We start from the raw sequence: 20261 nt of genomic DNA, 5'->3' as shown, positions 1-20261 counted from the left end.
GAGGCGTTTCATGTGTCGAAGAACTCAGATCTTCGTGCATCAAATAAGCAATCGAATGCAGCCACGTCGGAGCATTATAAAACTAGCTCTGTAGTCTCTAAAGACGGTACTCGCATTGGCTACCGCCAACTCGGTTATGGCCCGGGTGTGGTGGTGGTACACGGATCCAATGTGTCTTCGCAAAATTTCATGCAGTTGGCCGAGGGGCTCGCTGACGTTTTCACAGTCTATGTGCCCGACCGCCGTGGTCGTGGCCTCAGTGGTCCGTTCGGCAAAGATTATAGCATACAGAGAGAGGTTGAAGATTTGGAGGCGCTCCTAACCCAAACAGGAGCCCGCAATGTTTTCGGGATCAGCGCAGGCGGCCTTATCACACTCCAAGCGGCACTCACTCTCCCCGCCATTGAAAAAGCCGCTTTTTATGAGCCGGCGCTCTTGTTAAGCGGATCGGAGCGCACGGCCTGGCTGGCGCGTTTTGACCAGGATGGCTCAAGGAAAGGTGGCCGCAGCGCTTATCACCTGTATGAAAGGATTGCAGCTGGCGCCTCCTGTATTCAACGCCATGCCTCGGTGGCTGCTCGAGTCTCTGACGAAGATGGCGATGGCAAGCGAAGATAAGAAAGCAAAAGACGGCTATATTACAATGAGGATGCTAGCTCCGACGCTGCACTATGACGGGCTGCTGCTCGCCGAGATGACGGGGACGCTGGAGCGCTTTAGTGCCGTGAGCGCCGAGGTATTGTTGTTAGGCGGGAGCAAGGGTCTGGTTTGGTTGAAGCCTGCCCTTGATGCTTTAGAGAAAGTCTTGCCACGTGCCAAGCGTATTGAAATTCCTGGACTTGATCACGGAGCGGCATGTGATGTCAGCAATACCAATAGAGACGGAAAACCGGAACTAGTGGCGCAAGAACTACGAAAGTTTTTTGCCTAGTGAGCAGATTCCTACCTAATGTTGCATTTTGTCAGGGTAATTCTCCTAAGAATCATATTTTCATAATACTCGCAACATTCGAATCAAATCAAAGAAAGCCGCCAGATGGCAGCTTTAGATGACTTAACTCATTTTGTACCCGATAGAAGTTCGATTTCTTACTCGAATCCCTTCTGTAACATTGGCTATGACGACTAGTTGTCAATGCCCTGCTTGGTCACAATCCAATCCGGTCCCTTCCTTGCTTCTTATTTTAGCAAATGAGGCACACCCATTCGTATCGCTGTATAAAGCTTGGCCGGATTGGAGCGAACCTTTCCTAGTTATTACAGATGAACTCCATAGTTCAACATGGAGGCACGGTCCTCGGACAGGAATTCCCGTTCCGTAAGCCGAGTACTGCCGTCATCAAAGATAGGCACAGAGACGAATTGATGGTCTGTTAGAAAAAACTGCAGATGCGTGCCCTCCTCGGTAAGACGCAGCTTTTTTAGGATAAAGGATCTCGCCGGGGAAACCGGGTCAGTTCCCGCTTGATCCACAATCGTTACCGTCACCGACTTGCCGATCCAGTCGGCCAATCGATCATTCCAGCTCATTTGGCATCCTCATTTCTTCCAGCGGCAAGAGCCCGCATCTTCTTTTAAAATAACATTCACCTGATAACCGTTCAGCCATTCCCAGCAGTCCGATTGCATTCGTGTTTCCACATAGTCAAGCACTTCATCCTCGTTGCTCCATGCGGCAAGACCTTTGATTTCCACAACGGAAATGTCCAGATCTTGATCCCGCTTCGTCACCGTGTGCCAGGTGGCTCTTCCGGCAAACATCTGCTGTAATTCCAATTCTATAATGCCCGTCATCGGTGATTCAGGTGTATGCTCACGCACAAAACAAAGATCCAAGGCAAATTCGCTAGGCACTGGCTTCACTGCCCTTCATCTGCCCCATCTTATCCTGATGGGTGATGTCGCTGAACATACCGGAATAATGGATGACTTCCCCCGCCTCATTTTTAACAGCCGTAATCGTTAACCACTCTAAATAAATGTCCCCGTTCTTCTTGCGGTTCCATATGGCGCCCTGCCAAAATCCCTGGTTTCGGATCGAATTCCACATTTCGTTATAAAATTCCCGATCCTGCTTGCCGGATTTTAAAAGGCTCGGCGTTTTTCCAATCACTTCATTCGCCTGATAGCCCGTTAGCTTACTGAAGGAGGCGTTTACGGATCGAATGGTTCCGTTTTTGTCCGTGATCATGATGCCTTCTACCGCATTTTCAATAATGGTTGAAGACAGACCCAATCTCTCCTGATAGTACATAAAAATAACAAGAATCAAGCTGGCCAGTGCCACCTCCGATAACGCCATAAAGCCGATGGCATAGTGGCCCGTCAAACTAAACAGCATGGCTAGCATCAGTGGCGGGAAAAAGCCCCCTAATCCCCCCATGGCTGAGATGATGCCGTTTGCGATGCCGGCCTGTTTGCTGAAATAAAGTGGAACCAGCTTGAAAATCGCACCGTTCCCGATCCCCGCGCAGAAAGCGATCGTTAAGCAGCCGACGGTGTAAAGTCCAATGGTTGGAGCAAAAGACAGCAGCACCGCAGCGATCGTAAGGCCGCCGAACACAAACATAAGCACTTTAAAAGGGTTCAATTTATCTCCGAGAAATCCCCCTACCGGACGCATGATCGTAGCTAGTACGATGAATCCTGCCGTTCTCATCCCCGCATCCACCTTGGCCAGGTGAAAGTAACTGACGAGGAAATTCGGCAAATAGACGGTAAACGCCACAAACGAACCGAAGGTAATAAAGTAGAAGATACTGAGGTACCAGAGCTTTTGATTCCGGTATACCGACTTGACTTGCTCGGTTAGCGGGGTGTTCACCCGTGTCTCTTCGCGGTCTCCCATCAGGAAATTCAATGCGGCAAAGACGACCAACAGCCCGCTGTAAAACAGGACGGTTGTGGACCATCCGAAATGATTGGCAAGCACAGGCGCGCCGAACGTGGAGATCGCGGTGCCTGCGTTCCCCATGCCATAGATGCCATTGACGAAGCCATGCCGTTCCTTCGGATAATACTTCGGCAGCGAAGTAACCCCGATGGAGAACAATGCGCCGGAGAGGCCAAGAAACAAACCGCCGATAATCAGGTCGTTAAAAGACTCGGCTCTGCTGATCCAATAAATCGGTGCGAGAAGAAGAATAAAGTTCAAGTAAAACATCTTTCGCGCGCCGAAGCGATTCGTCCAAAAACCAATCGGTATACGAAGAATCGAACCGAATAAAACAGGTACCGCTGTAACCCAGGTTAATTGGACCTGTGTCATGTGAATCTGCTCTTTAATAAACGGCATCAACGAGGAAAGAATGACCCAGGTCATGAACGCAAGCACCAGACTGAAGGTTTGCAGGGGAAGCTGTATTTTGTTAAGCCTCATTCCGAATCACGCTCCCTTTTATAGATCCACAAAGCAATGGGAAACAGAAGGATGTTTAGTCCGGCGAACAACAGTACCCGTTCATAACGATCATAAAAAAAGTTGTTGACCACCTGCTGCGTGCAGATGATATTGAGCAGTACAACCAAGCAAAGTAAAATAACGCCAAGGTAGCTACGCTTCATATCGCTTAACCCCCGTTGCGTAAATAACTTCCTGCTCCACCGCTAATCTAATTTCAGGCAGCGGACGCTTCGGAGGACCCGCAGTAGGCACCCCCGTCTTGGCGTCAAATACACCGTGATGGCAGGGGCAAATCATTTCACCCTTATCTTTGCTCCAAAAGACCGGACATTTGAGATGGGTGCACGCATTTTGGTACGCTTTAAATTCATTCTCGCCAAACCGGATCAAGAGTGCGGAATCGTGTTCTCCCGGATAGGCAAACTCCACGGCATCACCGACCTTTAAGGAGCTGAGGTCGGCGATTTTTTTCTTCGGGTGAGCTTTATCCTTGAGTCCCGTCAGTTCCTTTGCCGCAATAGCGCCCCAAGGAAGGGTTGAAACCGCAAAGATGCCGGCCGCTCCCACCATCGTTTTCATAAACCCCCGGCGATCCAGCTTACGCTCGCCTGATTTTAAGATATTATGCGTGTAGTTGTCTTCTTGAAAAGGGATGCGACTGTTCTTTTCGTTTTTATTCTCCTCCACGATCTGTACACCTCCTAAAACAATTTTTGTTTCCCCTGCAGGATGCCCGGAAGACTGATTTTGACATTCGTTTCGCCTTCCAAAGGATCGAGCGGTTCGCGGCTGGCCATCCATTTGCCTAGACGATGCTGTTCTTTCTTGGCAGCCAGTTCCTCCTCCGTCACCCATTGAAGCGTGTTGGTAGGGCAAACGGAAGCACACATGGGAGGAATCCCCTCCTTCGTCCGGTCATAGCACAAATCGCATTTATACATCAGATTTTGTTCTTCATCGAACTTCGGAATGCCGTAGGGGCAGGCAATGGTGCAGTTTTGACAGCCGATGCATTTTTCCACCAAAGCGGACAATACCGCGCCTTCGGGCGTAATTTGAATCGCTTGAGCCGGACAGCTGCGTGCACACGCCGGATTAACACAATGAAGGCACATCAGCGGGATGGTCTGCCGATTAACCTGAGGGTTTACATCGTAAACGTAATTTCGGTTTCTTTGATCGTGACCGCCGCATTGGGTGCAGGCGGCCAGACAGCTTCGGCAACCAATGCAGTTGTCCATCTCGATGTATAGATATTGTTTTCCCATCGGACTACCTCCTTACGGCATGTGCTTGTGAATTTTTTTCTATTTGCGCCGCACAGGCTTTAAATTCAGGCATCCGGGAGATCGGGTCCAGCGCCGGAATGGTCAATAGGTTGATCGACTGCTCATGTCCGAAGTGGTACGGAACGAACACCGTATCTTTGCGGATCGCTTCAATGATTTTCACCTTATAGAACGCCTCTCCACGCCGGGTGTACAGCCGGATCACTTCATCATGACCGATTCCATATCGCTCAGCAGTTTCGGGATGAACTTCTACATACGGCTCGGGGCACATCGCTTTCAAGAACGGGATACGTCTCGTTTGGTTGCCCGAGAGGTAGTGATAAACAACACGTCCCGTGGTAAGCCGGAGCGGATACTGCTCGCAGGGCTCTTCGGCCGGCGGCCGGTAAGGGAGCGCGCACAGCTTTGCCTTGCCGTCGGGGTGGTAGAACCTTTTGTCAAGAAACATATGAGGCGTTCCTGGATCTTCCTCGCTCTTGCAAGGCCAAAATACCCCCTGCTGCTTCTCGATCTTCTCCCAAGTAGCCCCGTAATAGTCGGCATACCCGCCTTTGGAGGCCAGCCGGAATTCATCGGCTACATCCCTTGCCGTCTTGAGATGGCTGAAATATTGCCCCCGGCCGAGCCGTTCGGCGAGCTCTACGTGAATTTGCCAGTCCGGCTTGGATTCCCCAAGCGGCTCCTGGGCTTTGTTGATTTTAATAATCCGGCCTTCCAGATTCGTCACGGTGCCCTCATCCTCGGACCAGGTCACGGTAGGCAGCACGACGTCGGCAAACTCCGCGGATTCAGACAGATACATATCATTGCATACCATGAAATCCAGCGATTTAAGTGCGGCCCGCACATAATTCAAATTCGGGGCGGAAACCGCCGGGTTAGAGCATAATAAATAGAGGCCGCGGATCGTTTTGTCCGTCATCAGCTCAAACATCTCGTAAGCGGAAACCCCAGGCTGCGGCATCTCCTCCGGTGTGATTCCCCAAACCTTACAGACCTCTTCAACATGCTTGGGATTTGTAATCTTGCGGTAGCCGGGAAGGAGATCGGACTTCTGGCCGTGCTCCCTGCCGCCCTGTCCGTTGCCTTGACCTGTAAACGTCGCCACGCCGGATTTGGGACGGCCGATTTTCCCTGTTACCAAGCACATGTTGGTATAAGCCGAGACGTTATCCGCGCCCTTATGCTGCTGCTCAATCCCCCGCGCGAACAAAACGACCGCTTCCGGCGCTTTACCGTAAATTTCGGCCGCCCGGATCAGCTTTTCCGGAGCCACGCCCGTGATTTCGCTAGTGTATTCCGGTGTAAATTCTTTCACGACCTCAGCCATCTCGGCAAAGCCGTTCGTATGCTCGTTTACGAAGGCTTCATCCACATAGCCGTTTTGAATCAACAGATGGAGCATACAGTTCGCCAGAGCCAAATCCGTTCCCGGACGTAAATCCAGGTGAACATCCGCTCTGCGTGCCAAGGGAGTTTCCCGAGGGTCCGCCACAATCAGGTAGCCGCCACGGTTTTGCACCTCCCATACCCGGAACATCGAGGTTGGATGGCATTCCGCTGTGTTGCTCCCGGCAATAAATAAACAATCCGTCTCATGCAAATCCGTCCAGGGAAGCGTCGAGCCCCGATCGACTCCGAAGCTGCGGAGGAAGCCGGCCGCGGCGCTTGACATACAAAAGCGACCGTTATAATCAATGTAGCGCGTCTGGAGCGCTACCCGTGCAAATTTACCGGTTAAATAGCACTTCTCGTTGGTCATGGATACCCCGCTGAATACGGAAAGCGAATCTTTGCCGTAGCTCATCTGGAGCTCCTTAAATTTACGCACAATCAGCTCGTAGGCTTCCTCCCAGCTGGCTTCCCTAAAGCCTTCCTTCGTCCCCTTCTTGGAGGCGTCATCCCGAATTAAGGGCCGCAGCAGCCGGTCCGGATGGTTCGTTTGCTGATAAGCCGTGACCCCTTTCGGGCACATCTTGCCCAGCGTAACCGGCCATTCGTAGCGCGGCTCAACGCCGATGATTTTGTTCGAAGCCGTATCGACTCTAAGGTTCATTCCACATTGCATCCCGCAATAGGAGCAGTGAGTCGGAACAAGCTTTTCATTCGGATGCGTCTTGTTTTCGATGACTTTAAAAAACTTATCCTTTGGCATTCTGGTTCGCCTCCTTAACGCGAATTTCGTGGGTCGGAATCCCGGTAAACCGGGACATTCTATATTTTCTGCGGCATGGCAGGCAGAGCTCAGCCAAGTGGAAGCCGTCGTCCATTTTGAATTCGATGTTGTTTTGCTTCAAGACCGAAATCACGTCCTCGGATTGCTGGGCTGATACGAAAGGGCTGCCGCAAACTTTGCAAGCTTTCATTTGCTTTTCCCCGTAATGCTCCCTGTAATTCCGGGCTAATACGCTCATCGGGCGGAAAGGAATATGCGCAAGCTTCCCGAAAGGGATGTAGATGAGGGTGATAATGACAGACCATTGATGAACCATGGAGATGACCGGATGCCCCCAGCCATGCAGGAAAACATTGCAGAATGTCAGCATCAACCCGGTAATACTAACAAAAAGCAGCATGTAAAGCGGAAGGTAATCATATACGAACGTTTGCTCTGACCGCGCCTGCATGTTTTTCAGTCTGCGGTACAACGCCATGCAAACACCGCCGATGACCATCAAGGCTGTGAAATTCAGGGCGTTATAGAACAGAAATCCCAATAAGCCGTCCGCTTTAATCCTCATCAAATTGATTCCGAAGAAGACGACCGAATAATATCCGTTCTCGGCCATCGTGAAATACATCCATCCGAATACAAGCGGAAACGTCACGAAGGCGGACAGGATACAACCCCAACCGAGCAAAATGTGCTGTGTCCATCGGTACCAGCCTCGGTTCCATATGAAACGGTAAGTCGCCAAATGCTCAACAGCCGTTTGCGGCGTGCTTTTACGAAAAAGCGCCCGAAGCCCTTTTTGTAGAATGACCTTTGTCGGCGGCCGATCAAACCAAGCGAGGAAACGGTAAAAAAATCCGCAAACAAACACGATTGTTCCCACCATATACCCATACAAACCCAAGTCCAGATGTGTAAAAAAACGAGAACCGATGTACATCAGGATGAGGATTCCGCAAACGGTCAGGAATACGGATTTGGCAAACTTAGAAGCGAATGCACGATCCATCTGTTATTCTCCTTTGCTAAAATCTTATGTAATCATTTGACCACATCACGAAGTAATTTCCTGTGACGTTTTTCACAAATACATCACTTTTTCTTTCAGTACGCCTAGCTGTATATTCCAATCGATCCTGCAGCTGACCTGAGACAATAACCCCCGCTTGCTTGGAGAACTCATCCATCTTCGTCTGGAGCGGCCCCATGCTCCCGTTTCAATTGGGCCAGCGGTCTGCAAAGGTTGATGGGACCGCGTCCTTCAAGCATCTTGCTTCTACAATGCTGAATATTTTGGCTCATATCCGCCACTCCTCGTTCTCTCTTCCTTTCATGGAACTCCTTTACTTTATCGCATCTTTCCGTAAAAATATGTGATAATATTCACATTGATAAATTGCATCCAATGTTGTGAGCTGCCGTCAAGATCGCCTTGGCTTTGGCAGTTGCTTTGGCAGTTGCTTTGGCAGTTGCTTTCGGCTGCAACTCCTGGATAAACGGCTACGCCGTCCTTGTCTTACAAGGACCAGCGCGTTTACCAAGGTTGATGCGAAGCTATAAGTTACGAAAACTTATAAATTCTTATCAACAAAAATGGACGCATAACCTTTCGGCTATGCGTCCATTGTCTTTATTCTTTCTTAGGTAAGATCAGTCTCACCGTCGTTCCCGAGTCAGGGGTCGACACCACTTCAAGCGAGCCGCCGACCGCCCGGGCCCGCTCCTCCATGCTGAACAGGCCGACGCCTTGCGCCAGCTTATTCCTGACAAACCCTCTCCCGTGATCTTCTATGCGCGCTTCAATACCATATACCGTCTCATGCAGCGTCACCGTGGCCTCCGTCACATTTGCATACTTGGCGACGTTCGTCAGCGCCTCTTGGATGACACGGTATATCGCCGTCTCCTCTTGCAAACCCAAGCGCTTGCGCAAGGTATTATCGAACCGGATGTGAATGCCGTAGTGAGAAGAATAAGACTCCAAATAAGTGCGGATCGCCGGTACGACACCCAAATCATCCAGTACGGATGGCCGCAGCTCCCAAGCAAGCCCCCGCACGTCCTCAATAATTCCCGTGACGTTCTCGCGGATTTGCCTGATTTCGTCGTTCGGTATTTCCTGCATCACTCGATCAAGCTGGATAATCAGTGAAAAGAGGCTTTGTCCGATACCGTCGTGGAGCTCCCGGGAAAACCGGCGGCGCTCCTCCTCCTGAATATGCATCATCTTCGTCATCAGCTGCTGAAGCTCCTCTTCCGCCTGCTTCAGTTGAGTTACTTCGTTACGTACGGCTAAATACTGATACGGTTTCTCGTCTTCCCCGATCAACGGAACAATCGTCGTATTGACCCAATAATAAGAGCCGTCCTTCGCGCGATTTTTAATTTCCCCTCGCCAAATCCGTCCCATGCTGATCGTCTGCCACAAATTCTGCATAAACTCCTTGCTATGATAACCGGAGTTAATGATCCGGTGGTCCCGGCCTAGCAGCTCGTCATGTTCGTACTTCGAAATTTCACAGAACTTATCGTTCACGTATCGGATTAAGCCCCGCCTGTCCGTTACTGCCACGATGGAGGATTCGTCCAGCGCGATCTTCAGCTCCGCAAGCTGCTGCAACGATAGCTTTAATTCGGACCGGAAATCTTGATCCGGAATATGTTCTTCCAGCTGCAGCATCAGATGGACGACATTGTCTCCAATGACTTCAGGCCTCTTACGGTCCCGCTCATCATTCAAAATTCAACAGCCCTTTCTTTACCGCATATTTCACAAGCTCAGGCCTGGTCTTTAGACCGAGCTTTTCCATCACATTGCTTTTATGCGATTCAACTGTCTTGATACTGATGATCAGAAGCTCCGAAATTTCCTTATTCGAGTACCCTTTGGCGATCAACGATAATATTTCCTTTTCCCGTTCTGTGAGCGCATCGTAAATTCCCGCGTTTTCCCCATGCTTCAGCCGTTCCAAATACTCACCCATGAGCCTCTTGGTCGCGCTCGGATACAAGTAAGCATTCCCCGCCGACACGTATTGAATCGCTGTCAGAAGCTCTTCGTGCGGAGCGCTTTTCAATATATATCCCGATGCGCCGCATTGGATCGCCCGGAATAAATATTCCTCGTCGTCGTGCATAGTCAAGATCAGCACGGCTGTGTCCGGCTGTGCCTTCTTTAATTCCGCGGTCGCGGATAACCCGTCCTTCCCGTGAGGCATGCTGAGATCCATCAGCACGACATCGGGCGTGAGCTCCGCCGCCAGACGAATCGCTTCATCACCGTCAGCCGCTTCCCCCACCACTTCCATGCTATGCTTACCGTGCAGCAGCAAGTTCAGGCCGGACCGCACAACCGCATGATCGTCTACTACCAGTATGCGTATCACCAATGTCACCACCTTACTCATTATTTTACCAAAAAAAAATGAATCCCTACAATGGAGGATTCATCTCTTCTACATTAATTAACAGTTAAGCCGCACCTGCTGAGCCATTCACTTGCGCTCTTCATTCGGTCCGCTTCAAACTGACTAAACGTCCGTTCCTTCCTTGCTCCTACGGCAAGCACGCCTTGAAATTGTCCGTGGATCTCAATAGGCGTTGTCACGGCCGAATAAAGCCCTTCTGCCTGCATCAAGGGGCATTCCCTTCGAAGCCGTACGGTCTCCGGGGTGTCCGGGTTCCAAATGACCATTCTGCCGATCCGGAGTGTCTGCCCCCCTATTCCTTGACCTATTCGAAAAGACATCGCTTCACATCGGCCGCTCACGCTGCCGGACGTGTACGTCCAGCGATACAGCCGGCCGTCTCCGCCGCGAAGGGCGAGTGACGCGAAATCCCCTTCCACCGCATTCCGTAGACTAAGCAGCCAATCCATCATTTCATTTCGATTATTGTTCATCCGCTTAGCCACCTCCTGCTGCTTTCTACGGATGTATCCTTGTAACTCATTGTAATTTCTAAATCCGTATTTGTAAGTCGGGGAAAACCCTGATTTCTTTCTCAGGGTGCACGAAAGCCTTCCGATGCCGGTTCCCGCAAGGTTTCGCGTTAAATTCCCTAAGGGTGATAGTGATAAACCTCACATTTGTTTCAGGATTTTCCCTCGATAAAATAAGAGGATTCCCTGATATCGGAAAATCCCATGAATTAGTAAGATATAGACATCAGATCAAGAGGAGGACGGAAACGATGGCCATGAATTGTCCGATGATATATAAAAAGGGAACCGTAAACCAGTTACAAGGAATCCGGCAATATTTTTCCGAAGAAAATTTCGAGCGTCTTGCGGGCATTATGTATTCGAAACGAGTAAAAAAGGGGACCCATCTCTTCTGGGAAGGCGATCTCCCGGAGTATTGGTATTATGTGAAAAAGGGCAGCGTCAAAATCACAAAATCGGCTGACAACGGCAGCAGCATCACCCTGTACCGGCATCAAGACGGAGACCTGATCGGTCATGCCGACTGCATACCGAATTCAGTTCATTCGTTCAATGCGGAGGTGCTTGAAGACAGCGAGCTAGGCCTTATCCAGCAAAAGGATTTGGAAGTGCTGCTGTGGCAGCATGGGGATCTTGCCGTTGAATTTATGCGATGGCTCGGCCTCATGCACCGGATGACGCAAACCAAATTCCGCGATCTCATGTTATTCGGCAAGCCGGGTGCCCTATGTTCTCTTCTTATCCGGTTGAACAACTCGTATGGAGAAGCCTGCGGCGATCGAATTCGCATCGGAGTAAAGATGAATAACAGCGAAGTGGCGGAGATGATCGGCGCTACCCGGGAAAGCGTCAACCGGATGCTCAGCGATATGAAAAAGGAAGAGGTCATCGACATGGACAACGGTCATGTCATCATTAAAGACCTGGATTACCTTCGGGACGTTTGCCATTGCGAGAACTGCCCTAAAGATATTTGCCGTGTGTAAGATCGGCTTAGATCCGGATGATATCGCCTATTTCCACCCTGATATGTACAAAAATTCGTCATCTGAATCGTCATGCTAATTTATGGGTACACTCAAAATAAACCAATGTTAAGGAGCTGCACATGAGCACATTATACGAAAAGCTTGGCGGCGAAGAGTCTATTGCTAAAGTGGTGGACTACTTCTATGACTTAGTTTTAGCAGATGATACGGTTAACCATTTTTTCGAGAATACGGATATGGAAAAACAGCGACGTCACCAAACGAAATTCATTAGCTTTGCATTAGGCGGACCCAATCAGTATCCCGGAGGGGCCATGGCAAAGGTACACGAAGGAATGAATTTGCAGCCTTCTCATTTCGACGCTATTGTTAGACATCTTCGTGCTGCTCTAGTACATTTTGGCGTAGGTGAAGAAGATATTGCTAAGGCATTAGATAAGGTAGAATCCTTACGTGGAGATATACTGTATAAATAGTTATCGGCTCACATCGATTGAGCGAAAGTTAACATCTGTTCGGCTGCATCCTTCCCTTGCTGTATGCAGTCAGGAATGCCGACGCCCCCATACCCCGCACCGCATACAAATAGACCTGGCTTATAATTTCTCAATTGCACTCCCAGCTTCTTTAATCGTTCGTTGTGTCCGACCGGATATTGCGGCATGGAACGAAAACAGCGGGTTATCTCGAAAAATACAGGCTCCGCCGCAATTTCCATCGTATCCTTCAAATCAGCCCAAACACCGGAAAGCAGCTCCTGATCCGACAACCGCATCCACTCCTGTGAGTTGGACCGACCTACATAGGTACGCAAAAGGACAGTGCCGGGTGGCGCCGCATGAAGCCACTTCGATGAGGACCATGTGCAAGCCGTTATCATCCTTCCTTCATTACGCGGAATGACAAATCCTGAGCCATTTAATGGGAAGCTTATATCCTCTTGCTTATACGCCAAAGCAATATTAGCTACGGAGGCATATGTAACCTGCTCCAACCACCTTGCCTCAGGAAGCTCCGGTATAAACTTGGCTGCTTCGAAGGCCGGCAGCGCCAATATCAATCCGTCAGCTTGAAGCTCTGTTCCTTGATCGAGCTTCAGCTTGTAGTCTCCACCATCTCTAATGATTTGCACAACCCCTTGGCCGGTGATCATCCGGATGGATTGCAGGGACTCCACTAGTCGGTCAATCAACGTGATAAGCCCTCGTTTAAAAGTAAGGAACATACTCTTTCGGGCGATATCCGGCAATCCGTTCACATTGTGCGATTGATTCTTTCCAGCCAACATACCCAATATAAGACTACGGTGCTTTTGCTCTATTTGTTTGAATTGAGGAAATGTTGCCTGCAGGCTTAGGAACTGCGTATCTCCCGCATAAATACCTGCAAGCAAGGGCTCCGTTATATTCTCCAACACCTCTCTTCCCAACCGCCGTTCGATAAAACTGCCCAAGGATTCGTCTTTCGCGTCTTCCTTCCTGGGCAACAGTAAATCCAACGCGGCACGAATTTTTCCCGCCGGAGAAATTAACCCCGTCTTAATAAATGGGGACACCGCCGTTGGAATGCCAAGAACAAGTCCCAGCGGCATGGGGTGGAGCTTCCCTTTGTGTAAAATGTAATTGGTTATCGCGTGCGGATTCGTTGCCGTTAATTCTTCCTCAAGACCAAGTTCTTTTACGAGCGTGATCACCGACAGCTTGCGCGCCAAAAAGGAATCCGGACCTTTCTCAATCACGAAACCGTCTCGATGAAGCGTTCGAATTTTACCACCCAACTGCTCACTTTTTTCAACCAGGGTAATGTCAACCGGAATTTGATTCTCCTCAAATAACTTTCTTGTGTAGAATGCGGCGCTTAACCCGGTGATGCCTCCTCCTACGATAACGACCTTCCTTCGTTCGCTTCCCATCGTCCAACCCGTCCCTTCAGCGTCTCCGATTAATATTAAGCACGATTCTCCCACGCTTTCGGTACATAAGCACAAAGCACCGCTCCCATCTCTTTAACCTTTTCCGCTGTCGCTTCAAGATCATGGAGATTGTATTTTGATACCGTCGTGTTTACCTGGATGGGAATTTGCAATTCCTTCAAATAATCGACGCCCCTCATCGTTAAATCGTAGGAGCCCTTCGTTCCCCGAAAATGATCATTTATGTCCGCACATGACCCGTCAAGACTAAAGGCCCAACGAGACAATCCAGCCTCCTTGGCTTTTCGAATCGCTTCACGAGTCACCTTTGGCGTTGCGCTAGGCGTCATGGAAACGGACAGCTTCTTCTGATCGATCGCATATTGGGCAAGCTCGAATAAATCGGGTCGCATTAACGGATCGCCTCCGGTGAATACGAACAGCGGATTGTCCATTTCCGCTATGCTGTCAATCAGCCTTTTCCCTTCTTCGAACGTAAGCTGCCGAGGTTCTGCCTTATACTGGGCTTCTGCCCGGCAATGAAGACATTTCAAGGTGCAAGCCCGGGTTACTTCCCAAATCACGATAAACGGATTTTCGTTATAATCTCGTTCCTTTATAAAGGATGATATAGAGTCCCTCCTCTCGTGTTTTTCAACTTGTTGAACCTATCCCCTTCAAAATCCATTCCGTCAATCTGTCAGCATCTCCAATAGAAAAGACGGGAACATCATGCTTCAGCTCCGGTATCCAGGAGACTACAGCTGCCACATTAACCAATTGCCGAACTAGCTTATCGTCTTCTTCTGTCCTGACCATTACGATTTTAGGATGCTTTTCTTGCTTGAATTCCTCGACCAGCACAATATCCATATCCGTCATTCGTTGCAGGATTTCATTTAACGGGGTGTGCCTTTCTTCCATAACCGCCGTTCGATGATCGGAGGTAATGGCCGTCATCCACGCTCCCGCATGGCGATGACGCCAAGTATCTGTTCCGTCATGATCTACATCGAATTGATGTGCGTCATGCTTTACCGTTCCGACCCTGTAACCCGCCTTCGCGAACCCTCTGATCAAATGCTCCACTAATGTTGTCTTGCCTGAATTTTTATATCCGACGATCTGGAGAACGGACGTCATCTTTCGGGCACCTTCTTCACGGGAATATCGCTCCCCCCAAAGGAATGGCTTTCACGATTTCTCCCGCCTTGATTCCTGTTTTTGTCGGTGGAATCACGATAAGGCAATTGGCATCCTTAATGGATATCACGGCGCTCGATTTATCCAATCCAACCGGCTTGACCTCGAGCTTGCCGTTTCGGTTCTGCCAATACCCTCGAACATATCGTGTGTAAGCATTCAATTTCAAGTAATCTTCCGCCAGATAAACGGTGAACTCTTGAACGGCATCGTCGGAGGCTTCCTGCATCCCCAGCAGCACGGGGCGAACAAACTACTCGAAGCCGACGAAGCAGGCGGAAGGATTTCCTGACAGCCCGAACACGAGCTTATCTCTCCAAAACCCTGCAGTTGTCGGACTACCCGGCCGCATCGCGATTTTATTAAATAGCGTTGCTCCTCCCCATTTCATGAAGAAATCGGCCATGATGTCATAGTCGCCTACGGAAACACCGCCGGTCGTAAGGATGAGATCGGCATCCGACGATAGTAATTCGTATATCATCCGTTCCGCTCGAGTGTAATCATCGGGAATTTGACCGACGAGCAGCGGCTCTCCTCCGGCTGAAAGGATTTGAGCTGAAAGCATATACGCGTTGCTGTTTCTAATTTTCCCCATTAGAAGAGGCTCAGCAACCTGCAGCAATTCCGTTCCGGTAGAGATCACCGCAACTTTCGGTTTCCGGAATACCTTAATGCGGGAATAGCCCAAGGCAGCAAGGATCGCCGTCTGGCCGGCTCCGATCACCTGCCCTTTCTCCAGCACCTTGGCTCCTCCATCAGCTTCCTCGCCGATCGGGGTAATATTGGCGCCGCGGGTATCCGCCTTTCGTATGTTGACATAGGCTCGGTCACCTCTGGTTATTTCCTCCGTCATTTCCAGCATAATCACGGCATCCGCGCCATCAGGCACCATTCCGCCGGTCATAATTCTCGAAGCCTTTCCTTTTGTGATTTGTTTTACGGGCTCTTTCCCGCATGGAATTTGCTCGATGATCTCTAATTCGACAGGTTTCGATGGAGAGGCATGAGCTACGTCTTCGAATCGAACCGCGAAACCATCCATGCCGGATCGCCTGAAATGGGGAATCGGCTCCTTCGTTCGAACCTCTTCCGCCAACCTGCGGCCGATGGATTCCATCAGCCCGATCTCCTCCGTCTCTATAGGACGTACCCGATTCAATGCAGCTCTTCTGGCTTCCTCCACACTTAGAGCCCTTCTATGGAATTTTGCGTCTTTGAGATTTCCGTTTGCTTCCAATATGAATTACCCTCTTCCACTTGATTGTCCATATCCAATGAACGTTCATATTCTTCCGGCGTGTTAACGTTGAGGACGAACCTAGAATCGATTCCATTGCGCTGAAAGGTCGAATTCGTTACCCTCTCACACGCTATCTTTTGCAAAAAAACGCCAATACTATACCGCCCCTTGTTTAACATGGCAGGGATCAAGTCGACACATCTCTTATCGTAGATGCCGTGCAGGGGATGAAGCCGATCATCGATGTAAGCTTTGCCGCCTGGGGAGAGATGAACGGCATATCGCACCCAATCAGCCACACATTCACATGATTGGCTAGTGACAATCCCGCATGCATCCCGCCGAGCGGACCTTTGCCTGAATAATAATCGGTGATGATTCTTACATCGCTGTCTACGAGCGGAAGAAATGTCTTCGGATCGTTCGTAACAAGGATAATTTCCGTACATACCTGCTTCAAGCGACGGATTTGCCGATGAACCAACTTCTCCTGATGAAAAGGAAGCAAGGCTTTGTGGGAACCGCCCATTCTTCGATTCTTCCCGCCGGCAAGGATCACTCCGGAAAGGCTGACCTTCTCTTCATTCAGCAATCGATTGGCAATGTCCAACATAGTAGACCCCCATATCATCAAAGGAATAATGAGTTACATCCCCATTATCATCCTCTCCCTATTTCTGCTCAATGACATAGCTCACATTTGAAAGTATATGTTCAGTATTATGTTAAATATTAATGTGATTAATGAGGACAAAACATCACGACTTCGGGTAAAATAGAAGATTAAGATAGCAACCGGGATCGAATGGAGGATTTCGATGAAAAAGGAAAGGGCGTCCGAGTTTCTGCACCAAGTGCCATTGTTCCACGATCTGAACACACAGGAATTGGAACGTGTAGAGGAAATCGCAATATCCCGTTTTGTTTCCAGAAGATCAACCATTTTTACGGAAGGCAGCGAGAAGGAAGCGGTCTACTTCATCCGGGATGGATTAGTCAAAATCTACAAGACGGACGAAAACGGACACGAGCAAATCGTTTCATTTTTTGAAAACCGGCGAAATGTTCCCTCATACCGGCTTCTTCAATCAAAATCCTTATCCCGCGACGGCCGAAGCGATCATCGATGCCAACCTACTTGCCATTCCCGTCCAGTTGTTCGAACGATTGATGATGAGCACCCCTTCGATCGCGATCAAGATGATGCGCGTTATGGGAGATAAAATCCGGGAGCTGAAGGAAAAGCTTCAAGTGTTGTCCGGGCAGGATGTCAAGCATAGAGTGCTGTCTTTCCTGCTGCAGCTTGCTGAACAACACGGAGATATGAAAGAGAACAAGATTACCATCAACCTGCCGATGACCCATCAGGAATTTGCCAATGCGATTGGCACAACAAGAGAAAGCATTAATCGTCTGCTGAATCAGCTTAACAAGGATGAGCTGCTTAAGATCGATCGCAATCGAATTGTCATTATCGATTTAGAAGTGCTGAAGCAGCAGAGAGAGCTTAAATAGTCCGCAAAAGGATTCATTTTGAAAGCCCCGTAACGCAGAAGCTGTTTCGGGGCTTTCAAGGGCATCATTACAATTCCTGTATCATGTTGTTTAACTGCTCCTTCTCCTTGAGAGACAGCATGTTTTCCGCCATTGGAAAGAGCACATTTTCCTCTTTGCTGAAATGCTCGGTCAAAATGGAGTAGGCTTGAACGGCGTATCCGGTGATGGTTTTGACATCTTCGACTTTTATCCCCGAGTCATCTTGATCGGCAGCATCCAAAAATCGCAGCAAATGTTGTTCCGCTTGCTCGTGCTCGTATTCCATGACGGCAATCGGGCCGACTTCTCTGCCAATATATCTAGCCATCATCGGAAATAAACCGTCATCTTCCTTCCTCGAATGCTTCTTCAACTGTTCAGTAAAATCGGCGACTTGATCACGGAGCGTATGAAAGATGTCGTAGCGTTCAGTTCCCGAACCTTCAAAAAGCCTCTCGGCAGTCGAATAAAAAATATCCATTGCTTTCCTCAAGGGTAGGTGCTCCTGCTTTAATTGTCGCAGTGGAGCGCACAACGGCATATCCGGCATACTTGCCCCCCTGTTCATTCCTCCACAACCGAATGTTGTAGGATTCATTTTCCTCAACCTCCATTTTAGCGTTATTATACTTGTTGTTCTTCAATTCGCGGGAATAAGATATTGTTTTCCAAATGAATATGTTGAAAGAGATCCGACTCCAGCTCGCCTAATTTATGATAAGTGAGAGTAAACGTTCTGCATGCTTCCGGCGGTAAAGTATACTCGTTTGTGATCGCCCTCATCTCCTTCAAATAGTCCCCGACGGCACTATGGTCCGACTCCAGCTCATGTAAACCTTTTATGGCCTGCTCATACATTTCGACAGTCGGTTGGCTCGCATATTGCTTTAACAGGGGAAAGAGCACCTCTTCCTCCGTAATCAAGTGCTGATCCAATTCCATCTTCATTTGGTGGAAACGTTTATGCAATGCTGATAGCTCAACGTGAGCACTACCATGAACGTGTAGAATTTTCGTGACGAATTCGCTCAGCAACGGCAGCTCTTTTCGCAAATAGGCTGATGATGATGAATGACGTAGTCGATTAAATCGGCAATCGGCGCTTCTCGCCAATCCGTTTCTCCCTTTTCATCTTTGATTTTCATTTCTGAAAAGCCTTCATTCAACCGGCGCAAAATCTCATTCTCATCCAAATTTTTTTGGCGGATCGCTTCTAAGAGGCTACGGTCTCCTCCGCAGCAGAAATCGATCCGGACTTCCTTGAATAAATTGCTGGCTCCAGGGAATTCGGAAACAATAGAGCCGATTTTTTCTTCACCGCTAAAATGTTGATCCATATCGAATCCATCCTCTCTGCCTTAACTTCCCTTACAGTATATGTCTGATGTCCTCTGCTCACTGTGATGCAGCACACACTTGAAGCAAATGGCTTAAGACAAAAAAGCGGACTACTCCTTTATAAGAGTCATCCGCTTTTGGGAAATCGATTTACCCGCCGATTTGCGACATACGCCGGGCGGTTGGGATATGGGTTTGCTGTTCCCCGGAAAGCTCCCTGGCCATTTCATGGGTTTCAGGTTTCGCATCCAATGCTTTGAAAAACAAAGCTTCGATCGCAGAAGCGTCGCCCAAATGCTTTCGTACATTGTATTCTTCCGACCAATATAAGCAAGGTTTGATGTTCCCGTCCGCCGTCAAACGCAGGCGGTTGCAGCTGCCGCAAAAATGATCGCTGACCGGATGAATCAGTCCAAACGTACCGGCTGCTCCCTCAAGCCGGTAGCTTTCCGCCGGACCGTTGCCATATACGTCTTTGCAAGACGCAAAGCTCCATTTCAATCGCTTGCAAGTATCCAGGACGTGCGTAAGCGGCAAATATCCCGCCTTCCATCCATTCCCTTCATTTCCGATTGGCATGTACTCGATGAACCGGATATGAATCGGCTTCTCGTACGTCATGCGTAAAAATTGCTCTACCTCGTCGTCGTTCATCCCCTTCATCAACACCACATTCAGCTTGATTGGATCGAAACCAACAAGACGGCTTGCTTTCAATCCGTTCAGCACCTTCCTAACATCACCGCCTCTTGTGATCTTGGCGAATTTCTCCGGTATGAGAGAATCAAGACTGATATTAACCCTGGTGAGACCGGCATCCTTCAAAGCATCGGCAAACATAGATCCCATTGGTGGACAAAGCGATATCTTCAATCCCTGGTATTCCTGACAGCATGGCGATCAGCCGATCCAAGTCTTTCCTGACCAACGGTTCTCCTCCGGTGATCCGCAGCTTTCTGACGCCTAGAGGGGCTAACACCTTAACGACTTCCGTTATCTCTTCATAAGTCAAAATGCGATCATCCGGTTCAAATTGCATCCCTTCCTCAGGCATGCAGTATACACAGCGCAAATTGCAGCGATCCGTCACGGAAATACGCAAATAATCGTGAATTCAGCCGTACTTGTCAACGAGATGCTTCGCCATCCGCGCCCCTCCCTTTTGCTTGGTTTTTCCATTGATCAAGAACCTGCTTCATTTTTTAGTGCTAAAATACCTTCGCTCGATT

23 protein-coding genes and 4 pseudogenes are annotated in these 20261 nt (G+C 49.2%); 6 read left to right on the top strand and 21 right to left on the bottom strand.

Translation table 11 applies throughout. From position 1 onward, the window contains the following. The first annotated feature begins 12 nt into the window (after positions 1 to 12). Together O9H85_RS23235 and O9H85_RS23230 are read left to right on the top strand one after the other, a co-directional pair. Entirely contained in the window at positions 13 to 618 is a 606-nt protein-coding gene (locus O9H85_RS23235) for an alpha/beta fold hydrolase (protein ID WP_269883801.1), read from the top strand. Beyond that, positions 602 to 931, top strand: coding sequence for an alpha/beta fold hydrolase (locus tag O9H85_RS23230; protein ID WP_269883800.1), 330 nt, complete (start codon positions 602 to 604; stop codon positions 929 to 931). Before O9H85_RS23235 ends, O9H85_RS23230 begins: the two co-directional genes overlap by 17 nt. 326 nt (positions 932 to 1257) lie before the next feature. On the opposite strand, the gene O9H85_RS23225 is transcribed toward O9H85_RS23230, so the two are convergent. From O9H85_RS23225 to O9H85_RS23175, 11 genes are all read right to left on the bottom strand, one after another. After that, positions 1258 to 1530: a hypothetical protein gene (locus O9H85_RS23225; protein ID WP_269883799.1), complete on the bottom strand. Its 273-nt coding sequence runs from the start codon at positions 1528 to 1530 to the stop codon at positions 1258 to 1260. A gap of 9 nt (positions 1531 to 1539) precedes the next feature. Then, a complete protein-coding gene (locus tag O9H85_RS23220) occupies positions 1540 to 1821 on the bottom strand; it encodes a hypothetical protein (RefSeq protein WP_269883798.1) in 282 nt (93 codons plus the stop codon). Positions 1822 to 1846: 25 nt separating this feature from the next. Further along, the gene (locus O9H85_RS23215) at positions 1847 to 3379 is read right to left on the bottom strand and encodes a nitrate/nitrite transporter (protein WP_269883797.1); all 1533 of its coding nucleotides are present in this window, start codon (positions 3377 to 3379) and stop codon (positions 1847 to 1849) included. Beyond that, entirely contained in the window at positions 3376 to 3564 is a 189-nt protein-coding gene (locus tag O9H85_RS23210; protein ID WP_269883796.1) for a hypothetical protein, read from the bottom strand. Before O9H85_RS23210 ends, O9H85_RS23215 begins: the two co-directional genes overlap by 4 nt. Then, entirely contained in the window at positions 3554 to 4093 is a 540-nt protein-coding gene (locus tag O9H85_RS23205) for a Rieske 2Fe-2S domain-containing protein (RefSeq protein ID WP_269883863.1), read from the bottom strand. Before O9H85_RS23205 ends, O9H85_RS23210 begins: the two co-directional genes overlap by 11 nt. 11 nt (positions 4094 to 4104) lie before the next feature. Next, positions 4105 to 4671 (bottom strand): 4Fe-4S dicluster domain-containing protein, encoded by a 567-nt coding sequence (locus tag O9H85_RS23200; RefSeq protein ID WP_269883795.1) that lies wholly within the window; start codon positions 4669 to 4671, stop codon positions 4105 to 4107. A gap of 4 nt (positions 4672 to 4675) precedes the next feature. Next, on the bottom strand, positions 4676 to 6850 hold the full coding sequence (locus tag O9H85_RS23195) for a molybdopterin oxidoreductase family protein (protein ID WP_269883794.1): 2175 nt from the start codon (positions 6848 to 6850) through the stop codon (positions 4676 to 4678). Beyond that, positions 6837 to 7877, bottom strand: coding sequence for a hypothetical protein (locus tag O9H85_RS23190; RefSeq protein WP_269883793.1), 1041 nt, complete (start codon positions 7875 to 7877; stop codon positions 6837 to 6839). Before O9H85_RS23190 ends, O9H85_RS23195 begins: the two co-directional genes overlap by 14 nt. Before the next feature lie 621 nt (positions 7878 to 8498). Continuing rightward, on the bottom strand, positions 8499 to 9608 hold the full coding sequence (locus tag O9H85_RS23185) for a PAS domain-containing sensor histidine kinase (protein ID WP_409348187.1): 1110 nt from the start codon (positions 9606 to 9608) through the stop codon (positions 8499 to 8501). After that, a complete protein-coding gene (locus tag O9H85_RS23180; protein WP_269883792.1) occupies positions 9601 to 10254 on the bottom strand; it encodes a response regulator transcription factor in 654 nt (217 codons plus the stop codon). Before O9H85_RS23180 ends, O9H85_RS23185 begins: the two co-directional genes overlap by 8 nt. Positions 10255 to 10328: 74 nt before the next feature. After that, a complete protein-coding gene (locus O9H85_RS23175; RefSeq protein ID WP_269883791.1) occupies positions 10329 to 10769 on the bottom strand; it encodes a GAF domain-containing protein in 441 nt (146 codons plus the stop codon). A 296-nt stretch (positions 10770 to 11065) separates the two neighbouring features. On the opposite strand from O9H85_RS23175, the gene O9H85_RS23170 reads away from it, so the two are divergent. After that, entirely contained in the window at positions 11066 to 11797 is a 732-nt protein-coding gene (locus tag O9H85_RS23170) for a Crp/Fnr family transcriptional regulator (protein ID WP_269883861.1), read from the top strand. A gap of 122 nt (positions 11798 to 11919) precedes the next feature. Continuing rightward, positions 11920 to 12276, top strand: coding sequence for a group I truncated hemoglobin (locus O9H85_RS23165; protein ID WP_269883790.1), 357 nt, complete (start codon positions 11920 to 11922; stop codon positions 12274 to 12276). Positions 12277 to 12284: 8 nt separating this feature from the next. Here O9H85_RS23165 and hemY read toward each other — a convergent pair whose 3' ends face one another. The 6 genes and pseudogenes from hemY to mobA all read right to left on the bottom strand — a co-directional run bounded on the left by hemY (position 12285) and on the right by mobA (position 16771). Next, positions 12285 to 13712: a protoporphyrinogen oxidase gene (gene hemY, locus O9H85_RS23160; RefSeq protein ID WP_269883789.1), complete on the bottom strand. Its 1428-nt coding sequence runs from the start codon at positions 13710 to 13712 to the stop codon at positions 12285 to 12287. Positions 13713 to 13786: 74 nt separating this feature from the next. Further along, a pseudogene (locus tag O9H85_RS23155) lies at positions 13787 to 14344 on the bottom strand (radical SAM protein); the annotation flags it as partial. A 22-nt stretch (positions 14345 to 14366) separates the two neighbouring features. Then, the gene (mobB, locus tag O9H85_RS23150) at positions 14367 to 14855 is read right to left on the bottom strand and encodes a molybdopterin-guanine dinucleotide biosynthesis protein B (RefSeq protein ID WP_269883788.1); all 489 of its coding nucleotides are present in this window, start codon (positions 14853 to 14855) and stop codon (positions 14367 to 14369) included. A 16-nt stretch (positions 14856 to 14871) separates the two neighbouring features. Further along, positions 14872 to 15156, bottom strand: coding sequence for a MoeA family protein (locus O9H85_RS23145; protein WP_269883787.1), 285 nt, complete (start codon positions 15154 to 15156; stop codon positions 14872 to 14874). A 12-nt stretch (positions 15157 to 15168) separates the two neighbouring features. Further along, positions 15169 to 16101 (bottom strand): molybdopterin molybdotransferase MoeA, encoded by a 933-nt coding sequence (locus O9H85_RS23140; protein ID WP_269883786.1) that lies wholly within the window; start codon positions 16099 to 16101, stop codon positions 15169 to 15171. A gap of 244 nt (positions 16102 to 16345) precedes the next feature. Next, positions 16346 to 16771 (bottom strand): molybdenum cofactor guanylyltransferase, encoded by a 426-nt coding sequence (gene mobA, locus O9H85_RS23135; protein ID WP_269883785.1) that lies wholly within the window; start codon positions 16769 to 16771, stop codon positions 16346 to 16348. Between the two features lie 205 nt (positions 16772 to 16976). On the opposite strand from mobA, the pseudogene O9H85_RS23130 reads away from it, so the two are divergent. Both O9H85_RS23130 and O9H85_RS23125 read left to right on the top strand, forming a co-directional pair. Beyond that, a pseudogene (locus O9H85_RS23130) lies at positions 16977 to 17153 on the top strand (Crp/Fnr family transcriptional regulator); the annotation flags it as partial. Positions 17154 to 17205: 52 nt separating this feature from the next. Then, positions 17206 to 17673: a Crp/Fnr family transcriptional regulator gene (locus O9H85_RS23125; protein ID WP_269883784.1), complete on the top strand. Its 468-nt coding sequence runs from the start codon at positions 17206 to 17208 to the stop codon at positions 17671 to 17673. Positions 17674 to 17740: 67 nt separating this feature from the next. Here O9H85_RS23125 and O9H85_RS23120 read toward each other — a convergent pair whose 3' ends face one another. The 4 genes and pseudogenes from O9H85_RS23120 to O9H85_RS37500 form a co-directional block, all read right to left on the bottom strand. Beyond that, entirely contained in the window at positions 17741 to 18292 is a 552-nt protein-coding gene (locus O9H85_RS23120; RefSeq protein ID WP_269883783.1) for a hemerythrin domain-containing protein, read from the bottom strand. Positions 18293 to 18318: 26 nt separating this feature from the next. Beyond that, positions 18319 to 19031 (bottom strand): annotated as a pseudogene (gene ric, locus O9H85_RS23115) (iron-sulfur cluster repair di-iron protein). Positions 19032 to 19182: 151 nt separating this feature from the next. Further along, positions 19183 to 19611 (bottom strand): GTP 3',8-cyclase MoaA family protein, encoded by a 429-nt coding sequence (locus O9H85_RS37505; RefSeq protein ID WP_333474250.1) that lies wholly within the window; start codon positions 19609 to 19611, stop codon positions 19183 to 19185. A 99-nt stretch (positions 19612 to 19710) separates the two neighbouring features. Further along, positions 19711 to 20071 (bottom strand): annotated as a pseudogene (locus O9H85_RS37500) (radical SAM protein); the annotation flags it as partial. Positions 20072 to 20261: the final 190 nt, after the last annotated feature.

Source organism: Paenibacillus gyeongsangnamensis (assembly GCF_027533625.1).
Lineage (GTDB): Bacteria > Bacillota > Bacilli > Paenibacillales > NBRC-103111 > Paenibacillus_G > Paenibacillus_G gyeongsangnamensis.
This window is presented reverse-complemented; position numbering and strand designations above follow the sequence as displayed.